This is a genomic window from Blastococcus sp. TBT05-19 (assembly GCF_003319095.1).
Taxonomy (GTDB): domain Bacteria; phylum Actinomycetota; class Actinomycetes; order Mycobacteriales; family Geodermatophilaceae; genus Blastococcus.
In genome coordinates, this window is the sequence record NZ_QOHI01000001.1 from 710,549 (window position 1) to 731,943 (window position 21,395).

The 21,395-nt window shown below is 75.5% G+C and carries 18 protein-coding genes; 12 read left to right on the forward strand and 6 right to left on the reverse strand.

Annotation, left to right across the window (positions count from 1 at the left end):
* Positions 1-62: 62 nt before the first annotated feature.
* The 5 genes from dapE (at position 63) to DQ244_RS03465 (ending at position 3,808) form a co-directional block, all read left to right on the forward strand.
* Positions 63-1,175 (forward strand): succinyl-diaminopimelate desuccinylase, encoded by a 1,113-nt coding sequence (gene dapE, locus DQ244_RS03445; protein WP_113810029.1) that lies wholly within the window; start codon positions 63-65, stop codon positions 1,173-1,175.
* Positions 1,176-1,228: 53 nt separating this feature from the next.
* Entirely contained in the window at positions 1,229-1,999 is a 771-nt protein-coding gene (locus DQ244_RS03450) for a TIGR00730 family Rossman fold protein (protein WP_369832094.1), read from the forward strand.
* Between the two features lies 1 nt (position 2,000).
* The gene (locus DQ244_RS03455) at positions 2,001-2,369 is read left to right on the forward strand and encodes a DivIVA domain-containing protein (protein ID WP_113810031.1); all 369 of its coding nucleotides are present in this window, start codon (positions 2,001-2,003) and stop codon (positions 2,367-2,369) included.
* Positions 2,362-2,820, forward strand: coding sequence for an SRPBCC family protein (locus DQ244_RS03460; protein WP_113810032.1), 459 nt, complete (start codon positions 2,362-2,364; stop codon positions 2,818-2,820). The genes DQ244_RS03455 and DQ244_RS03460 overlap by 8 nt, the downstream gene beginning before the upstream one ends.
* 85 nt (positions 2,821-2,905) lie before the next feature.
* Positions 2,906-3,808, forward strand: a complete 903-nt coding sequence (locus tag DQ244_RS03465; protein ID WP_113810033.1) for a DMT family transporter — start codon at positions 2,906-2,908, stop codon at positions 3,806-3,808.
* Positions 3,809-3,811: 3 nt separating this feature from the next.
* Here the strand turns inward: DQ244_RS03465 and DQ244_RS03470 are convergent, their stop codons facing one another.
* Entirely contained in the window at positions 3,812-5,317 is a 1,506-nt protein-coding gene (locus DQ244_RS03470; RefSeq protein WP_113810034.1) for a glycosyltransferase family 39 protein, read from the reverse strand.
* Positions 5,318-5,462: 145 nt separating this feature from the next.
* Here DQ244_RS03470 and DQ244_RS03475 point away from each other — a divergent pair, with 145 nt between their 5' ends.
* The 3 genes from DQ244_RS03475 to DQ244_RS03485 all read left to right on the forward strand — a co-directional run bounded on the left by DQ244_RS03475 (position 5,463) and on the right by DQ244_RS03485 (position 11,254).
* On the forward strand, positions 5,463-10,361 hold the full coding sequence (locus tag DQ244_RS03475) for a fibronectin type III domain-containing protein (RefSeq protein ID WP_113810035.1): 4,899 nt from the start codon (positions 5,463-5,465) through the stop codon (positions 10,359-10,361).
* A gap of 31 nt (positions 10,362-10,392) precedes the next feature.
* Positions 10,393-10,947, forward strand: coding sequence for a DNA-3-methyladenine glycosylase I (locus DQ244_RS03480; RefSeq protein WP_113810036.1), 555 nt, complete (start codon positions 10,393-10,395; stop codon positions 10,945-10,947).
* Positions 10,948-11,086: 139 nt separating this feature from the next.
* Positions 11,087-11,254 (forward strand): DUF3117 domain-containing protein, encoded by a 168-nt coding sequence (locus DQ244_RS03485; RefSeq protein ID WP_012947303.1) that lies wholly within the window; start codon positions 11,087-11,089, stop codon positions 11,252-11,254.
* Between the two features lie 103 nt (positions 11,255-11,357).
* On the opposite strand, the gene DQ244_RS03490 is transcribed toward DQ244_RS03485, so the two are convergent.
* From DQ244_RS03490 to DQ244_RS03500, 3 genes are all read right to left on the reverse strand, one after another.
* Positions 11,358-12,860 (reverse strand): NAD(P)/FAD-dependent oxidoreductase, encoded by a 1,503-nt coding sequence (locus DQ244_RS03490; protein WP_113810037.1) that lies wholly within the window; start codon positions 12,858-12,860, stop codon positions 11,358-11,360.
* 30 nt (positions 12,861-12,890) lie between these two features.
* A complete protein-coding gene (locus DQ244_RS03495; RefSeq protein WP_233491145.1) occupies positions 12,891-14,492 on the reverse strand; it encodes a SpoIIE family protein phosphatase in 1,602 nt (533 codons plus the stop codon).
* A gap of 195 nt (positions 14,493-14,687) precedes the next feature.
* The gene (locus tag DQ244_RS03500; protein ID WP_113810039.1) at positions 14,688-15,806 is read right to left on the reverse strand and encodes a spore photoproduct lyase family protein; all 1,119 of its coding nucleotides are present in this window, start codon (positions 15,804-15,806) and stop codon (positions 14,688-14,690) included.
* A 134-nt stretch (positions 15,807-15,940) separates the two neighbouring features.
* Here DQ244_RS03500 and DQ244_RS03505 point away from each other — a divergent pair, with 134 nt between their 5' ends.
* Both DQ244_RS03505 and DQ244_RS03510 read left to right on the forward strand, forming a co-directional pair.
* Positions 15,941-17,125, forward strand: coding sequence for a zinc-dependent alcohol dehydrogenase (locus tag DQ244_RS03505; protein ID WP_113810040.1), 1,185 nt, complete (start codon positions 15,941-15,943; stop codon positions 17,123-17,125).
* A 34-nt stretch (positions 17,126-17,159) separates the two neighbouring features.
* Positions 17,160-17,924 (forward strand): LamB/YcsF family protein, encoded by a 765-nt coding sequence (locus DQ244_RS03510; RefSeq protein WP_113810041.1) that lies wholly within the window; start codon positions 17,160-17,162, stop codon positions 17,922-17,924.
* Positions 17,925-17,928: 4 nt separating this feature from the next.
* Here the strand turns inward: DQ244_RS03510 and DQ244_RS03515 are convergent, their stop codons facing one another.
* On the reverse strand, positions 17,929-18,657 hold the full coding sequence (locus DQ244_RS03515) for a GAF domain-containing protein (RefSeq protein ID WP_233491146.1): 729 nt from the start codon (positions 18,655-18,657) through the stop codon (positions 17,929-17,931).
* 50 nt (positions 18,658-18,707) lie between these two features.
* On the reverse strand, positions 18,708-19,823 hold the full coding sequence (locus DQ244_RS03520) for a hypothetical protein (protein WP_233491147.1): 1,116 nt from the start codon (positions 19,821-19,823) through the stop codon (positions 18,708-18,710).
* A 101-nt stretch (positions 19,824-19,924) separates the two neighbouring features.
* Here DQ244_RS03520 and DQ244_RS03525 point away from each other — a divergent pair, with 101 nt between their 5' ends.
* Both DQ244_RS03525 and DQ244_RS03530 read left to right on the forward strand, forming a co-directional pair.
* On the forward strand, positions 19,925-20,542 hold the full coding sequence (locus DQ244_RS03525) for an allophanate hydrolase subunit 1 (RefSeq protein WP_233491148.1): 618 nt from the start codon (positions 19,925-19,927) through the stop codon (positions 20,540-20,542).
* Positions 20,543-21,394 (forward strand): biotin-dependent carboxyltransferase family protein, encoded by an 852-nt coding sequence (locus tag DQ244_RS03530; protein WP_113810043.1) that lies wholly within the window; start codon positions 20,543-20,545, stop codon positions 21,392-21,394.
* The last annotated feature ends 1 nt before the right edge of the window (position 21,395 follow it).

Genomic DNA, 21,395 nt, shown 5'->3' on the forward strand with positions numbered 1-21,395 from the left:
CTACCCAGGCGCATCCCGCGTCGGCGCGGCTGGTCGGCGCGGCGGCGCATAGGCTCGCCCGCGTGAGTGATCTCCCGCCGCTCGACCTCTCCGCCGACGTCCTGACCCTCACCCGCGCGCTCGTCGACGCGCCGTCGGTCTCCGGCAGCGAGACGGCCCTCGCCGACGCGGTCGAGGCGGCGCTGCGGGCCCTGGGCGGCCTCGAGGTGGAGCGCATCGGCGACGCCGTCCTGGCCCGCACGAACCTCGACCTGCCGACCCGGGTGGTCCTCGCCGGTCACCTCGACACCGTGCCCATCGCGGACAACGTGCCCAGCCGGCTCGAGGAGACCACCGGCCGGCTCTACGGCTGCGGCACCAGCGACATGAAGTCCGGCGACGCGGTGATGCTGGCCCTGGCGGCGCGGTTCGGCGTCCCCGGCGCGCAGCCCGCGCACGACCTCACCTTCGTCTTCTACGACAACGAGGAGGTCGAGGCGGTCAAGAACGGCCTCGGCCGGGTGGCCCGGGAGCGGCGCGGCTGGCTCTACGGCGACCTCGCGATCCTGCTGGAGCCCACCGACGGCGAGATCGAGGCCGGCTGCCAGGGCACGTTGCGCGCGCTGCTGCAGGCCAAGGGCCGCCGGGCGCACAGCGCGCGGAGCTGGCTGGGGGAGAACGCCATCCACGGGCTGACCGGGGCGATGGCGGCGCTGGCCGCCTACCGCGCGCGCGAGGTGGAGATCGACGGCTGCACCTACCGGGAGGGGCTCAACGCGGTCGCGATCTCCGGCGGGGTGGCGGGCAACGTCATCCCCGACGAGGCGTGCCTGACGGTCAACTTCCGCTACGCCCCGGACCGGGACGAGGACGCGGCCGAGGCGCACGTCCGCGAGGTGTTCGCCGACGCCATCGCGGCCGGCGCCACGCTGACCGTCGTCGACAACGCCGGGGGCGCCCTGCCCGGGCTGGCCGAGCCGGCCGCCGCCGCCTTCGTCGAGGCCGTGGGCCGGCCGGCGCGGGCCAAGCTGGGCTGGACCGACGTCGCCCGGTTCGCCGCGTTCGGCATCCCCGCGATCAACTACGGCCCCGGGGACCCGCAGCTCGCCCACACGCGCGAGGAGCACGTCCTCGTGGAGCGGCTGCAGCCGGCCGTGGACGCCCTGACCGCCTACCTCTCCCGGAGCAGCTCGTGACCACCTCGCCCGACGGCCGCCGACCCCGCTCGATCCGGCAGAAGGGGCCGGTCATGCTGCGCCGCGGCGAGCCCGACCCGCAGAACCAGGGCACGACGACCGACCAGCGGCTGCTCGACCGCCGCGGCGGCTCGGACTTCCTGCACACCGACCCCTGGCGGGTCATGCGGATCACGTCGGAGTTCGTGGAGGGCTTCGGGCTGCTGGCCGAGCTCCCGCGGGCGGTCAGCGTGTTCGGCAGCGCCCGCACCCCGCGCGACCACCCGCACTACGCGGCCGGCGTGGAGCTCGGGGCGGCGCTGGTCCGGGCCGGGTACGCCGTCATCACCGGCGGTGGCCCGGGCGCCATGGAGGCGGCCAACCGCGGGGCGTCCGAGGCCGGTGGCATGTCGGTGGGGCTGGGCATCGAGCTGCCGTTCGAGCAGGAGCTCAACGAGTGGGTCGACGTCGGCATCTCGTTCCGCTACTTCTTCGTGCGCAAGACGATGTTCGTGAAGTACGCGCAGGCCTTCGTCATCCTGCCCGGCGGCTTCGGCACCCTCGACGAGCTCTTCGAGGCGCTCACGCTGGTGCAGACGCGCAAGGTGACCCGGTTCCCGGTGATCCTGCTCGGCACCGGGTACTGGTCGGGCCTGGTCGACTGGATCAGGGACACGATGCTCGCCGAGGGCACGATCAGCGCCGGTGACCTCGACCTGTTCACCGTGACCGACGACGTCGCGGAGGCGGTGGCGGCCATCCGCGCGGCGGACGAGGCGCGGGCGTCGGGCGTCGACGGCGCCGCGGGGCGGATCCCGGCGGACACCGGCCCGTCCGACGCCTGACGTGCTCTCGTTCCTCGTCTTCGTCCTCGCCGTCCTGCTGGTCGGGGGTGTGCTGTTCCTCGTGGCGTCGCTGCTCCTCGGGCGCGGGGAGACGCAGCCCCCGGCCGAGCTCGACCGGTCACCGGTGGAGCTGCCCGACGACCGCGCCGTCACCGGCTCCGACGTCCGGGGGCTGGCCATCACGGTGACCGCCCGCGGCTACCGGATGGCCGAGGTGGACTGGCTGCTCGGCCAGCTGGCGCAGGCGCTGGACACCCGGGACGCCGAGATCGCCGGGCTGCGGGCCGAGCTCGCCGCTCGCTCGCAGCAGGAGACGCCGACCGATCCGGGCATCGAGCCCGCCGGAGGAGGAGGGGCCCGCAATGCCTGAGCTCGTGGAACGGATCGACGTCGACGCCCCGCCGGAGCAGGTGTGGGCGGCGCTCACCGCCTGGACCCGGCAGGGGGAGTGGATGGTGGCCACCGACGTCCGGACCGTCGGGGGCCCGGCGCAGGGCTTCGGCGGACGGCTGGCCGCGCGCACCGGCCTGCCGCTGCCCGGAGGCCGGCACGTCGGGCTGCTCGACACCATGGTGATCATGAAGTGGGAGCCGCCCCGGCTGGTGGAGGTGCAGCACACCGGCCGGCTGGTGCGCGGACCGGGCATTTTCGAGATCGAGCCGCGCGGCGAGCACTCGACGTTCGTGTGGACCGAGAAGCTCTACCTGCCCTACGGGTACCTCGGCGTCGTCGGCTTCGCCCTGGTCAAGCCGTTCGCGCTGCTGGGCATCCGCTGGTCGCTGCGCCGCTTCGCGAGGTTCGCCCGCACCTTCCCCGGCTGACCGGCGGAGGTGACCGCCGGTCGCCAGCAGCCGTGGGCGACGATGTCGCCGTGCGGAACGGGGCAGGGACGACGGAGGGACCGGCGTGAGCCGCAGGGGCTGGGCGCTGTTCCTGGCGATGTCGGTGATCTGGGGCGTGCCCTACCTGCTGATCAAGGTCGCGGTGGGCGAGGTGTCGCCGGTGGTGGTCGTCTTCGCCCGCTGCGTCATCGGAGCCGCGCTGCTGCTGCCCTGGACCATCGCCCGCGGTCAGCTGCGCCCGGCCCTGCGGCACTGGAAGGCGCTGCTGGCCTTCACGGTGCTGGAGATGACCGGCCCCTGGCTGCTGCTGTCCTGGGCCGAGCAGTCGCTGTCCAGCTCGCTCACCGGGCTCCTGGTCGCCGGGGTGCCGTTCGCCGCCGCGCTGGCCGCCCGGCTGGCCGGCGAGGAGGACCGCCTGACGCCCACGCGGCTGGTCGGCATGGCGGTCGGCGTCGTCGGCATCGCGGTGCTGCTCGGCCTCGACCTCGAGGGCGCCCAGCTGCTGCCGCTCCTGGCGGTCGGCCTGGTCGTCGTCGGCTACGCCACGGCGCCGATGATCGTGTCGCGGGCGCTGCCCGACGTCCCGGGAGTGGCGGCCAGCTCGATCGCGCTGTTCGTCACCGCGGTGGTCTACGCGCCGTTCGCCGTCCCGCGGCTGGGGCAGGTCGGCGACGCGTCGTCGGAGGCGCTGCTCTCCCTGGTGCTGCTCGGCGTGCTGTGCACGGCGGTGGCCCTGGCGCTGTTCTTCGCGCTCATCCGGGAGGTCGGCCCGCAGCGCGCGCTGGTCATCACCTTCGTCAACCCGGCGGTCGCGGTGCTGCTGGGGGTGTGGCTGCTCGACGAGCCGTTCACCCTCGGCATCGCCCTGGGCCTGCCGCTGGTGCTGGCCGGCTGCGTCCTGGCCACCGGTCGCGGAGCCCGCGGCGCGCGGCCCGCTGCCGAGGCGATCGACGCCGCCGCGCGCTGAGGGTCAGCCGAGCCGGCGGAGCTCCGGCCAGATCTGCGACCAGGGCACCTGCCGCCCGGTGGCCAGCCAGACGGGCTCGCCCTGCTCCTCGTTGTCGAGCCCCACGCCGTTGTCGATCCGCCCGGCCGTCATCACCGAGCCGAACCACCGCTCCAGGTCCGCCCGGGGCAGCCCCACCACGACGGCGGCGTCGGCGTCCTCGGGAGGTGGACCCCAGTCGCCGTAGGCGTTGTGCCCGCTGTAGGCCGGTCCGAGCCGGGGCGCGAAGCGGTCGACCGCGCCGGCCTGCCCGTAGTTGCCGGTGAGGACGACGACCCGCGCGCCGGCCGGCAGCTCGTCCCGCGCGCGCTCGACGGCGGCGGCGAACCGGGGCCAGCCGACGGTCTCCCCGGCGTCGTAGTTGATGTCGGGGACCGGTGTGCTCGCGAGGCGTTCCACCGGGACCAGCGGCAGCCCGAGCGTGGCGTCGATCGCCAGGCTCAGCGCCAGTGCGGCGACGAGCAGCCCCGCCCGCAGCCGGCCGGCTCCGCGCCGGACCCAGGCGAGGACCGGCGCCGCACCGGCAGCCAGCAGCACGGGGTAGAGCCCCGCGAGGTAGTACGGCTTGCCGCCGGTCGCGAGGAAGAGCACCGCGAGGACGGCGTAGGCGACGGCGAACGACCGCCAGGTGCGCAGGGCCGGGTCGCGGGCGAGACGCCACAGCCCGGCCGCCCACACGGGGACCAGCAGCGGGCTGACCAGGACCAGCTGGAACGGGAGGAACAGGTACCAGGGCTCGCTGGTGCCCGAGCTCCCCCCGGCGATCGCCTCGGCCAGCTCCAGCTGCGGCCAGCCGTTCGCGGCCTGCCATCCCAGGTTCGGCGCCCAGATCGCCAGCGCGAGCAGCCCGCCGAGCCACGGCCACGGGGAGCGCAGCGCGGGGCGGGGCCCGACGGCCAGCACCCCGAGGACGACGGCGCCGATCAGGAACGCCGGCTGGACCTTGTTCTGCAGCGCCAGGCCGGCCACCACGCCGGTCGCCAGCCAGATCCGGCCGCCGTCGCGCAGCGACCGGACGAGGAGCCACGACAGCGCGGTCCACGCGAGCAGGTCGAAGGACGTCGTGGACAGCAGGTGACCGGCGATCAGCAGGATCGAGGACACCGCCGTGCAGGCCGCGGCGAGCAGCTGACCGGCCCGCCCGGAACCGAACTCGCGCGCCAGGAGCCCGGTGAGCACGACGACCAGGCCGGAGGCGAGGGCCGAGGGCGCGCGCAGCGCCGTCAGCGACCCGGGGAACATGCTCTCCACCGCCCGGGCGACCAGCGGCGTGAGCGGCGGCTGGTCGACGTAGCCGAAGGCGAGCTCGCGGCCGGCGCGCAGGAAGTACAGCTCGTCGCGGGAGTACCCGTACCGGCCGGCGACGGCGAGCAGCAGCAGGGTGACGGCCGCACCGAGGGCGACCAGGGGCCCGGTCGCCACGGCCGGGCGCGCGTCGGTGCGGCGGTCGGCCTCCACCACCGCGGTCACCGCGCGGACGCTAGCCGATGGCGGGCGCCCGGAGGCCCGTCCGGCGCGCGGCACCCGTCCGGGTGTGCCGGGCTCAAGGGCGGCGTCCTGCCTGCCGAAAGGGATGCGGCAACGGATGTCCCGGGCACCCCGGAGAGGAGGGCCCGTGCAGCAGTCCGACGGATACGTCGGCGTCCAACGGCGGACGCTGCGCTGCCTCGCCGCCGCCCTGGTCGCCGCCGCCCTCGCCCTCCCCGGCGCCGGCTCGCCGCTGCCCGCCCCTCAGCTGCGCACCGCGAGCGCCACGGACCCGGTGCCGCCCACGAACGTGGTGGCCACCGGCGTGGACCGGGCGCTGTCCATCTCCTGGACCGCCGCCGCCGAGGCCACCGTCAGCGGCTACATCGTGCGGCTGGACGGTCAGGAGGTCGCCCGGCCGACGACGACCTCGGTGACCGTCCCCGGCCTGGTCAACGGCCGCGGCTACGTCGTCACCGTCGTCACCCGCTCCTCGGTCCTGGGCTTCCCCACGGAGGGCTCGACCGCCAGCGGCCCGGTGACCGGCACCCCCCGGGACGCCGTCCCGCCGGCCGCACCCACCGGGGTCACCGCGGCGCTCCGCGACGGGTCCGTCCCGCTGTCCTGGACGCCGAACACCGCCGAGTACGACACCGACGCCTACCAGGTGCTGCGCGACGGCGTGGCCGTCGGCCCGGTGCTCCTCGGCCGCACCACGGCGGGCTGGACCGACACCGCGGTCGTCAACGACACCACCTACTCCTACGCGGTCCGGACCCGGGACACGTCGGGCAACTGGTCGGCGCCCTCCGCCCCGGCGGTGAGCGCCCGGCCGACCGACCTCACCGCCCCGGCGACCCCCACCGGCCTGATCGCGGGCCGGGGGGACGCGCGGGCGGGGCTGTCCTGGACCGCGAACGCCGAGCCGGACCTCGCCGGCTACCGGCTCCTGCGGGACGGCGTCGAGGTGGCGGCCGTGACCGGCACCGAGCACCTCGACCTCGGGCTGGTGAACGACCGCACCTACGTCTACACGCTGGTCGCCGTCGACACCCACGGCAACCGGTCGGCCGCCTCCGCGCCGGTGTCGGTGACGCCGACCGACCTCACGCCGCCCGCCGCCCCGACCGGGCTGGTCGCGGTGCGGGGCGACGGCGAGGTCACCCTCTCCTGGACGGCGAACGCCGAGCCCGACCTGGCCGGCTACCGCCTCCTGCGCGACGGGACGGTGATCGCGACCCTCCCCGGTGCCACCACGTACCTCGACAGCGGCCTGACCAACGACACCACCTACCGCTACACGCTGGTGGCGGTCGACACCCACGGCAACACCTCCGTCTCGTCGTCCCCGGTGCAGGCCACCCCCACGGACCTGGGAGCGCCGGCCGTGCCCACCGGCCTCGCGGCGGTGCGCGGGGACGGGCAGGTCGCGCTGTCGTGGACGGCGAACACGGAGTCCGACCTCGCGGGCTACCGGGTGCTGCGCGACGGCGTGGAGATCGCCACCGTGACCGGCACCGCCTACACCGACACCGGACTGACCAACGACCGCACTTACGGGTACTCGCTGGTGGCCGTGGACACCCACGGCAACCGGTCGGTGGCCTCCGCGGTGGTGCAGGCGACCCCGACCGACCTCACCGCCCCGGCCGTGCCGACCGGTCTGACGGCGGTCCGCGGCGACGGGCGGGTCACCCTCACCTGGACGGCCAACGGCGAGTCCGACCTGGCGGGCTACCGGGTGCTGCGCGACGGCGTGCAGATCGCCACGGTCACCGGGACCGGCTACACCGTGACCGGGCTGGTCAACGACACCGGCTACGACTTCGCGCTGGTCGCGGTGGACGCGCGCGGCAACGCCTCGGCGCCGTCGGCGACGGTGCGGGCCACCCCCACCGACCTGACCCCGCCCGCCGTCCCGACCGGGATCGTCGTGGCCCGGACGGCCGGCCAGGTCAACATCTCCTGGACCGCGAACACCGAGCCCGACCTGGCGAGCTACCGGGTGCTGCGCGACGGGGTGGAGATCGCCACGGTCACGGGCACCAGCTACGTCGACAGCCAGAGCAACGGCGTCTCCCGCGTCTACGCGCTCGTCGCCGTCGACACGCACGGAAACCGGTCGGCCGCCTCGCCGCCCGTCACCTCCAACAGCGACACCACGCCGCCGGCGCCCCCCACCGGGCTGACCGCGGTGAGGGGCGACACCCGTGTCACCCTCAGCTGGACGGCCAACGCCGAGAACGACCTGGCGAGCTACCGCGTGCTGCGCAACGGCGTGGAGATCGCCACGGTCACCGGCACCACGTACACGGCCACCGGGCTGACCAACGACGTCGCCTACGGGTTCTCCCTGGTGGCCGTCGACACGTCCGGCAACCGGTCGGCGGCCACCCCGACGGTCTCGGCCACCCCCACCGACCTCACCCCGCCGGCCCGGCCGACCGGGCTGACGGCGGTCCGGGGGGACGGCCAGGTCGCGCTGTCCTGGGCGGCGAACACCGAGCCGGACCTCGCGAGCTACCGGGTGCTGCGCGACGGGGTGGAGATCGCCACCGTGACCGGCCGCACCTACACCGACACCGGGCTCCTCAACGACCGCAGCTACGGGTACTCGCTGGTGGCTGTGGACACCCACGGCAACCGGTCCCCGGTGACGGCGGTGGTGACGGCCACCCCGACCGACCTCACCGCCCCGGCCGTGCCCACCGGTCTGACGGCGGCCCGCGGCGACGGGCAGGTCACGCTCTCCTGGGCGGCGAACACCGAGCCGGACCTCGCGAGCTACCGGGTGCTGCGCGACGGGGTGGAGATCGCCACCGTGACCGGCACCGGCCATCTCGCCACCGGCCTCACCAACGACCGGACGTACTCCTTCGCCCTCGTCGCCGTCGACACGCACGGCAACCGGTCGGCGGCCACCCCGGCGGTGCAGGCGACCCCGACCGACCTCACGCCCCCGGCTCCGCCCACGGGGCTGACCGCCGTGCGCGGTGAGGAGGAGGTCACGCTGTCCTGGGCGGCGAACACCGAGCCGGACCTGGCGAGCTACCGGGTGCTGCGCGACGGCGTGGAGATCGCCACCGTGACCGGCACCGGCCATCTCGCCACCGGCCTCACCAACGACCGGACGTACTCCTTCGCCCTCGTCGCCGTCGACACGCACGGCAACCGGTCGGCGGCCTCGGCGGTGGTGACCGCGACCCCGACCGACCTGACGCCCCCCGCCGTGCCCACGGACCTCGCAGCCGTCGCCGGGGAGAACCGCGTGCTCCTGTCCTGGACGGCGAACGCCGAGCCGGACCTGGCGGGCTACGTCGTGCTGCAGGACGGCGTGGAGGTGACCACCGTGACCGGCACGAGCCACGTCGCCACCGGCCTCACCAACGACGTCGAGTACTCCTTCGCGCTGGTCGCGGTCGACACGCACGGCAACCGGTCGGGTGCCTCCGGCCCCGTCGCGGCGACGCCCCGCGACATGGCGCCGGCCGCACCCACGGGCCTGGCCGCGACCCCCGGGGACCGCCGCGCCGTGCTGGAGTGGACCCCGCCCGCGGATCCCGACGTCGTCGCGTACCGGGTGCTCGCCGAGGACGGCACCGTGCTGGCGACAGCGACCGCCCCGGCCACCTCGGTCGCCGTCCGGGACCTGGTCAACGGGACCACCTACCGGCTCACCGTGGTGGCGGTGGACGCGGCCGGCCACGTCAGCGGCCCGTCGGCCGCGGTCTCCGTCGTGCCGGCATCCCCGCCGGTGCCGGTCCTGGGCGCCGGGGAGAGCGGCGGCCTCGCGGTGAGCTCCGACGGGCGGTACGTCGTCGTCGGCACCCGCGCGAGCCTGGAGCCCTCCGACACCAACACCGCCTACGAGCTGTACCTGACCGACCGCACGGCCGGCACGTCCCGGCGGATCGCGCCCCTGGCCGCCGGCGCGAGCGGCGCCACGGACCCGACCAACGCCGGCGCTCCCGCGATCAGCGCCGACGGCCGGGCCGTCGCCCTGGCGACCACCGCCGCGCTGGTCCCCGCCGACACCAACGGGCTGAACGACGTCTACCGGTTCGACGTGACCAGCTCGACCTGGTCGCTGGTGAGCATCCCGGGTGGGGGCACCGGCCGGGTGAGCTCGTCCAGCGCGGGCGCGGTCCTGCAGAGCGGCGGGTCGGTGTACGCGACCAGCCCGCCGGTCGCCGTGTCCGCCGACGGCGACCTCGTGCTCTTCTACTCGGCGCGCTCGGACCTGGTCGCCGGCGACACCAACGGCTTCGTGGACCTGTTCGCCAAGCGCATCTCGACCGGCGTGGTCACCCGCGTCTCGACGACCACCGCGGGCGGGAGCCTGGGCGGGGCCGCGACCGGCCCGGCGGTGGACCTCACCCCGGACGGGCGCTTCGCGCTCTTCCCCGCGGCCACCTCGAGCGGCACCGTGCTGCTGTACCGCAAGACGCTGTCCGGTCCGGGCGCCGGTGAGCTGCTGGTCGTCTCGGCGGTCCCCACCCGCAGCGGGCCGGTCCAGTACAGCGTCTTCCGCGACGCCGGTGACATCGCGATCAGCGACGACGGTCGCTACGTGGCCCTGACCACGACGTCCCGGATCACGACGAGCAGCCCGGCGTCGGTCGGCACGGTCGGCCTGGCCTACCGGGTCGACCTGACCACCGGGATCCCGATCGCCCTCGGCAACGGCCAGCAGACCGAGTGGGAGCACCAGGTCGAGCTGGACGGGTCGGGCCGGTACGCCTTCTTCTCGACCGCCGGCGGGCAGCTGCCCGCCGACGCGAACGGGCACACCGACCACTACCGCCGCGACCTGGCCGGGGGAGCGGCCGGCCCGCTCGTGCTCGTCACCGCCGACGCGGACGGCCGCGCCACCACCGGTCCGGTGGGCTCCGTGACGTCCGCGGAGTACGGCCGCCTGACCGCGCTCACCGGCGACCGCGTCGTCGTCACCACCTCGCAGGCGCTGGTCTCGGCCGACACCAACCGCGTCCGCGACGTGTACGTGAAGGACCTCGTCAGCGGCATCGTCTCCTCGCCGCTGGGCTGAGCCGTCGGGGCGAGGCGCTAGCGTCGCGGCCGTGGATGCCGAGAGCACGCGTTGCGGCTGGGCGACCAGCGCGCCGGAGTACGTCCGGTACCACGACGAGGAGTGGGGGACGCCGCTGCGCGGGGACGACGCCCTCTTCGAGCGGCTCACCCTCGAGGCGTTCCAGTCGGGTCTGTCCTGGATCACCATCCTGCGGAAGCGGCCGGCCTTCCGGTCGGCGTTCGCCGGCTTCTCGATCGACGCGGTCGCGGAGTTCGGTGCCGAGGACGAGGAACGGCTGATGGCCGACGCCGGGATCGTCCGCAACGGGGCCAAGATCCGGGCGGCGATCGGCAACGCCCGCGCCGCCCAGCTCCTGCCGGAGGGGCTCTCGGAGCTCCTCTGGTCCTTCGCGCCCCCGGGGCCCCGGCCGCGGGCGGCCACGCTCGCCGACGTGCCCGCGACCAGCCCCGAGTCGGTGGCGATGGCCCGCGAGCTGAAGCGCCGAGGCTTCGTCTTCGTCGGCCCGACCACGGCCTACGCGCTCATGCAGGCCACCGGGATGGTGGACGACCACGTGGCCGGGTGCTTCCGCGCCGACACCTGAGCACAGCCCGAAAGCGTGGCACGCAGGGGCTCATGTTGGACGGATCGCAGTCATACGGGATCATTGGTGCGGAGCTCACAGCAACGGACACCGCGCGCCCGTCCACGAGGCAGGCGTGCGGCTGGCGAAGGAGGCACGCATGGCGGCCATGAAGCCGCGCACGGGTGAAGGTCCCCTCGAGGTCACCAAGGAAGGGCGCGGCCTTGTCATGCGGGTACCGCTGGAAGGTGGCGGTCGCCTGGTCGTCGAGCTGTCGCCCGACGAGGCGGCGGCGCTGTCGGAGGCCCTGAAGGGCGCCACCAGCTGACCGTGGCGGGACGCCCCCGGGCGCTCCCGCACGCAGGACACGCGGCCCCGGTCGCCGGCACCCGCCGGCGACCGGGGCCGTTCCCGTCCCGCCGTCCCTCCGGTCAGGCCGGACCGACCAGCCCGGCCACGATCTGGGCCGACAGCGTGACCAGCGGCAGCCCGCCGCCGGGGTGGGCCGAGCCCCCGACGAGGAACAGCCCGGGAACGGGTGACGCGTTCGCCGGGCGCAGGAACGCCGCGCGGCTGCCGTTGCTGGAGCTGCCGTAGATCGAGCCACCGACGCTCCCGGTGTCGCGCTCGAGGTCCGCGGGGGTGCGCACGACGCGCCACCGCACCCGGTCCCGCACGTCCAGCCCGCGACCGGCCAGCACGTCGAGCACCCGGTCGGCGTACCGGTCGGCCAGGCCCGGAGCGGTCCAGTCCACCCCGCGCCCCGGGTCGTGGCGGGGCGCGTTGACCAGCACGAACCAGGACTCGCTGTCCGCGTCGGGCACCAGCGCCGGGTCCTCGGGGGCGTTGACGTACACGGTGGGGTCCTCGACCGGCACGGGTCGCCCGGCGTGCCGGCCGACGCCGAAGACCGCGTCGAACTCGGCGTCGTAGTCGGCGGGGAACAGCACGGTGTGGTGGGCGAGCCCGGGCGTCCGGCCGCGCAGCGCCAGCAGCAGGACGACACCCGACAGCGACGGCGTCGCCCGGCGCAGGTCCCGGCGCACCCCGCGCGTGCGCCCGTCGGCGGGCAGCAACCCGTCGTGCAGCGCGGCGGCGTCGATGCCGGACACGACGACGTCGGCGGGCACCCGCTCCCCGTCGGCCAGCTCCACCCCGGCGGCCCGGCCGCCCTCGACGAGCACGCGGCGCACGGTGCAGCCGGTCCGCAGCACGGCGCCGTGCGCGACGGCCCGGTCCAGGACGGCGAGGGCCAGCCGGTGCAGCCCGCCGCGCACGTACCAGGAACCGAAGGCCTGCTCGGCGTAGGCCACGGTGGCCAGGACGGCCGGCGCGCGCCTCGGGTCGGACCCGGAGTAGGTGGCGTACCGGTCCAGCAGCGTGCGCAGGTGCGGGGACCGCAGGTAGCGGGAGCCGAGCCCCCGCAGCGACTGCCACGGTGCGATCGCGGCGACGTCGGAGGGGCGGCGGGCCAGCCGGGCCAGCGTCGCGGCCCCGGCCAGCGGTGAGCGCAGGAACGGGCCCTCGCTGATCCGCCACATGGTCGCGGCCCGCTCCATGAGGGCGCTCCACTGCCGGCCGGCGTCGTCGCCCAGGGCCTCGTCGAGCGCGGCGGGCACGTCCTCGAACCGGCCGGGCACGCTCAGCCGAGTGCCGTCGGCGAACCGGTAGCCGACGGCCGGATCGAGCCGCACCAGGTCGACGGCGTCCTCGAGCGGTCCGCCGGTGGCGGCGAACAGGTCGCGCAGCACCTGCGGGAGCGTGACCAGGCTCGGCCCGGTGTCGAAGGCGTGGCCGTCGCGGGCGAACCGGCCGAGCTTGCCGCCCGGTTCCGCGGCCTGCTCCAGCACGGTGACGGCGTGCCCCCCGGCGGCCAGCCGGGCGGCCGCGGCCAGCCCACCGAGCCCGGCGCCCACGACCACGACCCGCGCCACCGGCCCACCGTAGCGAGGCGGACCGAGCGGTCAGCGGGGGACGGTCACCGCCAGCACGGCGAGGTCGTCGTGCTCGTGCCGGGAGCCCGCCAGCTGCTGCTCGACCGCGGCGGCGACCGCGCCGACCGTCGCCTCGGCGTCCAGGGGTGCGCCGGCGACCACCCGCAGCAGGGCGTCCTCGCCGAACTGGCGGCCGGCGTCGTCGCGGGCCTCGGTCACGCCGTCGGTGTAGAGCACGAGCGTCGACCCCGGGGGGAGGTCCAGGCCGGTCTCGGACCAGCGCACGTCGACGTCGATGCCCAGCGGGCGCTCGGCGGTGCCGACCTCCGTGGCGGAGCCGTCGGCGCAGCGCAGCACCGGCAGCGGATGGCCGGCGATGCTCAGGGTGGCCCGGTGACCGGTGGCCACGGGCTCGAGGACCAGGCAGCAGGCGGTGACGAAGCGCAGCGGGGCGTCGCCCTGCTGGTGCAGGAGGGCGGCGTTCACCGCGGCGAGGATCTCCGCCGGGCCACCCGCGGCCGCGGCGGCGCGTGCGGTGTGCCGGGTGACGGCGGTGACCGCGGCGGCCTCGGGCCCCGTTCCGCAGACGTCGGCGATCAGCACCATCCACCGCCCGTCGGCCAGCGGCATCACGTCGTAGGTGTCGCCGCCCACCAGCGCCGCATCGGCACCGGGGCTGTAGCGGGCCGCGAGCTGGAGCCCCGGGATGATCGGGAGGTGCGAGGGCAGGAGGCTGCGCTGCAGGGTGTCGGCCAGCTCGCGGACGTGGGACTCCGCCCGCAGCCGGTCGAGGAACTGGCCGATCTGGCGGCCGGCGTGCGCGAGCACGTCGAGCAGCTCGGGGGGTACCGGGCGGGACTCGGTGGAGAACAGCTCGCAGACGGCCAGCACGGTGTCACCGCGCAGGACGGGGAACGCGACGCCGGTGCTGAGCCCGTCCGCCCGCACGGCGTCCTTGCGGACCACCGTCGGGTCGGAGGGGAGGTCGTCGACGACGACCGGGACGCGGAGCTTCCACGCCCGGCCGGGCAGCCCCTCGCCGCGCCGGAAGTGGCGGCGTGGCGCGTCCTCGGCCAGCGCCGAGACATCGGCGTCCGCCGCGCTCCAGGTCCCCGTGTGCACCAGCCGGCCGCGCTCGGTGTCGGCCTGCCACAGGAGGGCGGCGTCCCAGTCCAGCTCGGTGCAGAGGGTCGGCAGCAGCTGGTGGAAGGCGACGTCGGCGTCGGGCGCCTCGGTGAGCGCGGCGGTCACCCGCAGGGTGGCGGCCAGGTAGCGGCTGACCTGGAGCTGGCGCTCCAGCAGGATGGTGGTGCTGGCGTCGCGGAGCACGCCCACGACCGCGGCCTCCTCCGCCGGGGCGCCGGGGTAGGGCTCGACGCGGGCGAGGGTGACGTCGATGGACACCTCGTGGCCGTCGACGTGCATGGCGGGCAGCTGCGTCGTGTTCCCCACGAGCTCGCCCTCGCCGGTGGTGAGGAACCGGGTGATGTGGCCCCCGTGCCCGCTGCGGAACCGCGGCGGCATGATCTCGGTCAGGTCGCGGCCGAGGAGGTCGGCCGGCTCGTACCCCAGCAACCTGCTGACGGCGGGGTTCACGTAGGTGACCCGGCCCCGGGCGTCGGCGACCACCACCGTGTCGGGCAGGGCGCCAGCAACGTGCCCGCAGCGATGCCCGCGGTCTTCTCCGGCACTCGTCCCTCCGAGCAGTTCTCCCCCGACCGGGGACGGTGAGGCCCGCGGCGACCTCACCATCTCATACGCGCGGTGAGGGCATGAACACGAACCGTCGACATGTGACCGTGTCGACATGTCGGCACGAGGATGGTGTCAGAACGCGTAGCGGATCCGCAGCCAGGGCGTGGTCGCGGCGACCAGCTCCTGCAGCCGGCCGAGCGCGGCCCGCTTCACGCCCGCCCGGTACCGCACGTTGTCCTGCCCGTTCTGGCTGCGCTTGGGCTCCTGCAGCCCGGGCCGCCACAGCAGCTCCTCGGCCGTCGGGTGCCAGCCCAGGTTCACCTCGTGCAGCGCCTCGTTGTGCGTCAGCATGATCACCTCCGCGGCCGCCTGGGCCTTCGCGGCCGGCGACAGGACGTCGTCCAGCTCCCGCAGCAGGCCGGTCCACGCCTCCTCCCAGCCGTCGCGGAGCACGACGGGGGAGAGGTTCAGGTGCACCTCGTACCCGGCCTCGACGAAGTCGTCGATCGCGGCGATCCGCTCGGCCACCCGGCTGGTGCGCACGTCCAGCACCCGGGCGTCGTCGTCGGGCATGACCGAGAACCGGATGCGCGTGCGCCCGGCCGGGTCCAGGTCGAGCAGCTGCCGGTTGACGTACTTGGTCGCGAACGAGGCCTTGGCCGTCGGCAGGCCGCGGAACGTGCCGATCAGGTCGGCGACGTTGTCGCTCACCAGCGCGTCCACCGAGCAGTCGCTGTTCTCCCCGATGTCGTAGACCCAGCTGTCCCGGTCGCACTGGTTGGGCTCGCCCTTCGGTCCCTGGCGGGCGACGTGCCGGCGGAGGTGCGCGGTGATCTGCTCGATGTTGGTGAACACCGTGATCGGGTTGGCGAAGCCCTTGCGCCGCGGCACGTAGCAGTAGGCGCAGGCCATGGCGCAGCCGTTCGCCAGGCCCGGGGCGATGAAGTCGGCGGAGCGGCCGTTGGGCCGGGTGGTCAGACCCTTCCGGACGCCGAGCACCAGCGTCTCGGTCTTGATCCGGACCCAGCGGTCCACGTTGCCGGCGTTGCCGTGCAGCTCCGGGATCTGCCAGTGCGAGGGCACCTCGACCACCTCGGCGTCGGGGAACCGGCCGAGCACCTGGCGGCCGCGGGGCGATGCCAGCGCGGCGGGCTCGGCGTAGACGCGCCGCACCTGCAGCAGCCGGTTGGGCGGCATCGGGGTGGGCGGAGGAGCGACGTCGAAGAGCGCGAGCGGCTCGGCGGCGGCCATGCAGGGTGCAGCGCCGTCGTCCGGGGAGGCATTCCGGGCCGTCCGCGCGTCGGACCTGCGGTTGCGCGCCTCCCGGCGCGGGCACCCTCGCACGGAGCGGCACCCGGCACGGGGTGCCCGACGACGGGAGTCCCATGAAGGCAGTGACCTGGCACGGACAGCGCGACGTACGGGTCGAGGACGTCCCCGACCCCTTCGTCCAGGAGCCGACCGACGCCGTCATCCGGGTGACGACGTCGAACATCTGCGGCTCGGACCTGCACCTCTACGAGCCGCTGTCGCCCTTCATGGGCGTGGGGAACATCCTCGGCCACGAGAACATGGGCCAGGTCGTGGAGGTCGGGTCGGCCGTCACTACCCTGAAGGTCGGCGACCGGGTGTCCATCCCGTTCCAGATCTCCTGCGGGCACTGCTGGATGTGCCAGCAGCAGCTGTACACCCAGTGCGAGACCACCCAGGTGCGCGAGCACGGCACGGGTGCGGCGCTGTTCGGGTTCTCCAAGCTCTACGGCGAGGTCGCCGGCGGTCAGGCGGAGTACCTGCGGGTGCCGCAGGCCCAGTTCACGCACATCCCGCTGCCCGACGGCCCGCCGGACGACCGGTTCGCCTACCTGTCGGACATCCTGCCGACCGCCTGGCAGGGCGTGGAGTACGCCGCGGTGCCCGAGGGCGGCACCCTCGTCGTCCTGGGTCTCGGGCCGATCGGTGACTTCGCCTGCCGGATCGCCCAGCACAAGGGCTACCGGGTGATCGGCGTGGACCTGGTGCCCGAGCGCCTGGAGCGCGTGCGGGCCCGCGGTGTCGAGGTGGTGGACCTCAACGAGGTCGAGTCGATCGGCGACGCCATCCGCGACATGACCAGCGGTCGCGGCCCGGACTCCGTGCTCGACGCCGTCGGCATGGAGGCGCACGGGTCGCCGGCCACGAGCTTCGTGCAGAAGGCGGCCGGCCTGCTGCCGAAGGCGGTCTCCGCGCCGCTCATGGAGCACGCCGGCGTCGACCGGCTCAACGCGCTCTACTCCGCGATCGACATCGTCCGGCGCGGCGGCACCATCTCGCTGTCCGGCGTCTACGGCGGTGCCGCGGACCCGATGCCGCTGATGACGATGTTCGACAAGCAGATCCAGCTGCGCATGGGCCAGTGCAACATCAAGCGCTGGATCCCCGAGATCATGCCGCTGCTGACCGACGCCGACCCGCTCGGCGTGGACACCTTCGCCACCCACCGGGTGCCGCTGTCGCAGGCGCCGGAGATGTACGCGAAGTTCCAGAAGAAGCAGGACGGCGTGATCAAGGTGCAGCTCAAGCCGGAGCTCTGACCCCGGTTCACCGGCGCAGTGCGAGACTGCGCCGGTGAGCAGCACCGTCGACCTCAACGCCGACCTCGGCGAGGGCTTCGGCGTGTGGCGGCTCGGCGACGACGACGCCCTGCTCGAGGTCGTCAGCAGCGCCAACGTCGCCTGCGGCTTCCACGCCGGTGACCCCCTGACCATGCGCCGCGTCACCAGCGCCGCGGTGGCCGCCGGGGTCGCGGTCGGGGCGCAGGTCTCCTACCGGGACCTGGCCGGGTTCGGACGGCGGTTCGTCGACGTCGCGCCCGCGGAGCTGACCGCCGACGTCCTCTACCAGCTGGCGGCGCTCGACGGCATGGCCCGGGCCGCCGGCGGGCGGGTCACCTACGTCAAGCCGCACGGCGCGCTGTACAACGCCGTCGTGCACCACGAGGCCCAGGCGCGGGCGGTCCTCGAGGCGGTCGCCGGCTACGACCGGGAGCTCGCCGTGCTGGGTCTGCCCGGCTCGGCGTTCCTGCGGCTGGCCGAGGACGCCGGCCTGCGCACGGTGGGCGAGGGGTTCGCCGACCGCGGCTACACCGCCGAGGGCACGCTGGTCCCGCGCGGGGAGCCGGGCGCGCTGGTGCACGACCCGGCCGACGTCGCCGAGCGGGCCGTGCGGATGGCCGTCGAGGGCAGCGTGACCGCCGTCGACGGCAGCACCGTGCCGGTGGCGGTCGAGTCGGTCTGCGTGCACGGCGACACCCCGGGCGCCGTCGTCCTGGCCCGTTCGGTGCGGGCGGCGCTGGAGGCGGCCGGGCTGGTCGTGGCCCCCTTCGCGCCCTGAGGGGTCAGCGCGCCGGACGCAGGTCCGCCGTGCCCAGGCGCCCGGTGAGGAGGTCGGCGGCGACGTCGTCCACCGTCCGGCCGGCCGCGGCGGCGTCCGCGCGGAGCAGGGCGAGGGCCTCCTCGGAGGGCACGTCGAGGTCCATGCTGACCCGGCCCATCGCCTCCCAGACGCGGGACCGGTCGCGGGTGGCCGGGCCGTGGAGGAAGGCGGGGCCGCCCTCCGGGGGCCACGCCCCCCAGACGGTCGCGTCGCTCAGGGCGGCGCTGACAAGCTCGCCGACGGCCGTCGCGGCGAAGACGTCCAGCCCGGCGAGCGCGTCGCTGCGCCGCAGGTAGAGGTCCATGGCGCCGGTGCCCCAGGGCGCCGGGCCCAGCGGCAGCGCGACCACCGCGCGGAACGGCGTCCTCGACCGGAGCAGCTCGGTGAAGGCGGGCCACCGGCGGCCCAGCTCCTGCTCGTCGGCGATCACCGGCTGACCGTTGGCGCGGGCGGTGCGGCACGGTCCCTCACCGGCGGTGAACTGCATGCGTTCGGCGGTGCTCGCGTCGTCGCCCCCGGCTCCCAGCGGCAGCCAGTGCCCGAGCTGCGAGGCCAGCCCCAGCCCGGCGGCGTCGACACCGAGGACGGCGGCGGCGGCACGGCTCAGCCGGACCGGCAGCAGCTCGGGGCCGGCGATCGCGGGGTCGGACACCTCGCCCAGGGCGGCGGCGAAGCGGTCGGCGATGGTCACACCCGAGTGTCCCGCGCCGGATGGCGTGCCACACGTCGTGGCGTCCCGCCTCAGGAGGAGGAGCGCTCCGGCCGGTAGGTGTAGGCCGCCTCGCGCACCGTGTCGTCGTCCTCCAGCCCGGCGCCCAGCGCGCCCCCGACCGTGGCGAGGGAACAGGTGAGCCAGGCCAGCTCCAGGTAGTCGGAGAACGAGGCCGGGTGCCCGAGCCCCCCGCTGAACAACGGTTCCACCACGAGGAACAGCGCGCCGAGCAGCGCGAGCACGAAGAGCGCCAGGTACAGCGAGAGGACGCCGATGGCGACCGTCGCCGCCGTCGCGATGTTGAACAGCACCACCTGCTTGCGCACCCGGCGCGACCTCGGCCGCTCCCACATCTCGGCGCCCACGATCAGCGTGACGGCGATGGCGACCACCGAGCCCACGCCCACCAGCAGCAGCCGCAGCCAGCCGAAGGCGTCGGCCAGCTGCCAGATGTCGGGGGTGATCAACGCGAACACCCCGGCGGCGATCGCGGCGGTGAGCGCTCGGGACAGCCGCACCGCCAGCCGCCACGGTCGGTTGGCCCGCACCATGCCGCTGAGCAGCCGGAGGTTGCCCGAGATCACCCGCGCGGTGAACCGCACGCCCTCGACCGAGTCGGCGGGGTCTGTGGCCAGCTGCCGCAGCCGCCGGGCCAGGTCCGCACGGTCGCCGGGGTCCTCGGGGTCGTCGCCGCCGTCGCTCACCAGGGCCTGGACCAGCCCCACCGCCGTGTCCAGCGCCCGCTTGCGCCGGCCCACCGCCCCGAGGGCCGGGAGGGACAGCACCCCGACGCCGTGCAGCGGGCTGGCGTGGCCGGTGACCGGCCGGCGGTCGACCTCCAGGGGGACGTCGGTGAGGCACAGCGCCAGGTCCCAGTCGGCCGACAGCAGCCGCTCGCGGGTGGCGGCCACCAGCTCGGCGTCGTCGGCGGGTGGCTGGACCAGCCCGTCCTCGACCGTCGGCACCTGCCAGGTGACCTCCGGGTGCCGGGCGCCGAGCTCGGCGGCGAGGTCGGCGGCGAGCCCCTGCGCCAGCTGCGCGGGTGCGCCGGGCGCGGCCACCAGACCGACCACGACAACGGGTGCGACCGCCTGGGCCATCTCGTCGGCCTCCCTCTCGTCCAGGGGCACGTCGGGCAGGCTCACGGCAGCTGAGCATTCCAGGCGGGCGGCGGGTCGGTGGAGCCGGAGCCCCCGGGAGAGCCGCAGGTCACGCTCCCGGGTGAGCGATGCCCGATCATGGGCGGGTGCTGGGTGAGCGGGCCGTCCCCTACGGCGACCGGGCGGTCCTCGTCGACGCCGATCCGGGCGACGTCGCGGGTCTGCACGCGGCGCTGGTCGTCGATCCGCTGCCGGGGCAGGTCGACCTCGTCCCGGCCGCGCGCACGCTGCTCGTCGTCCTCGACCGGCCGCCCACCGAGCTCGACCTCGCCACCCTGCGCCGGCTCCGGCCCGCGCCGGCCGACGCGGACCGGCCGCGCCGGGATCCCGTGGAGGTCCCGGTGGTCTTCGACGGCCCCGACCTCGCCGACGTCGCCGGGCTGACCGGCACCGCGGTGCCCGACCTGGTGGCGCGGCTCACCGGCACGGAGCTCACCGTGGCCTTCGGCGGCTTCGCACCCGGGTTCGGCTACCTCACCGGGCTGCCGGCGGAGGTGCACGTGCCCCGCCGGGCCACGCCGCGCACCCGCGTCCCGGCCGGCGCCGTCGGGCTCGCCGGCCCCTACGCGGGCATCTACCCGCGGGCCTCACCGGGCGGCTGGCAGCTGGTCGGCCGCACGGAGCTGGTGCTCTTCGACGTCGACCGGGACCCGCCGGCGCTGCTGTCGCCGGGGACCCCCGTCCGGCTGCGGGCGGTGGGCTGAGTGCTGGAGGTGCTGGCCACGGGGCCGCTGGCCACGGTGCAGGACGGCGGCCGGCCCGGCTGGGCCGGCATCGGCGTGACCCGGTCCGGTGCCGCCGACCGCGCCTCCGCGGCGCTCGCCGGACGGCTGGTGGGCAACGACCCGGACGCCGCCGTCCTCGAGGTGACCGCGGGCGGCCTGCGGGTGCGCGCCGGGCGGACCCTGCTCGTGGCGCTCACCGGAGCGCCGGCGCAGCCGCGGGTGGACGGACGTCCCGCGCCCTGGAACTCACCGTTCCCGCTGGCCGCCGGCGCCGAGCTCGCGCTCGGCACGCCCGCCGCGGGGCTGCGCAGCTACCTCGCGGTGCGCGGTGGCATCGACGTGCCGCCGGTGCTCGGGTCGCGCAGCACCGACACGCTCTCCGGTCTGGGGCCGGCGCCGCTGCGCGCCGGGGACCTCCTGCCGATCGGCGGACCGGGGGAGGACCAGCCGGTCGTCGACGTGGCCCCCGTCCCGCCGCCCGGTCCAGACCCCGTGCTCCGGGTGCTGCCCGGTCCGCGGCGCGACTGGCTGGCACCGTCGGCCTGGCGGGCGCTGACGACGGCGGAGTGGACGGTCGGGACGGCGAGCGACCGCGTGGGGCTGCGGCTGGCGGGGCCGTTCCTGGATCGGGCGCGCGACGACGAGCTGCCGAGCGAGGGGCTGGTGCCCGGGGCGCTGCAGGTGCCGCCCGACGGTGCGCCGGTGCTCTTCCTGGCCGACCACCCGGTCACCGGCGGCTACCCGGTGCTCGCCGTCGTCGCGACGACCGACCTCCCTGCGGCGGCGCAGCTGCGGCCCGGCGACCCGCTGCGGTTCCGGCCGGTGCGCTGAG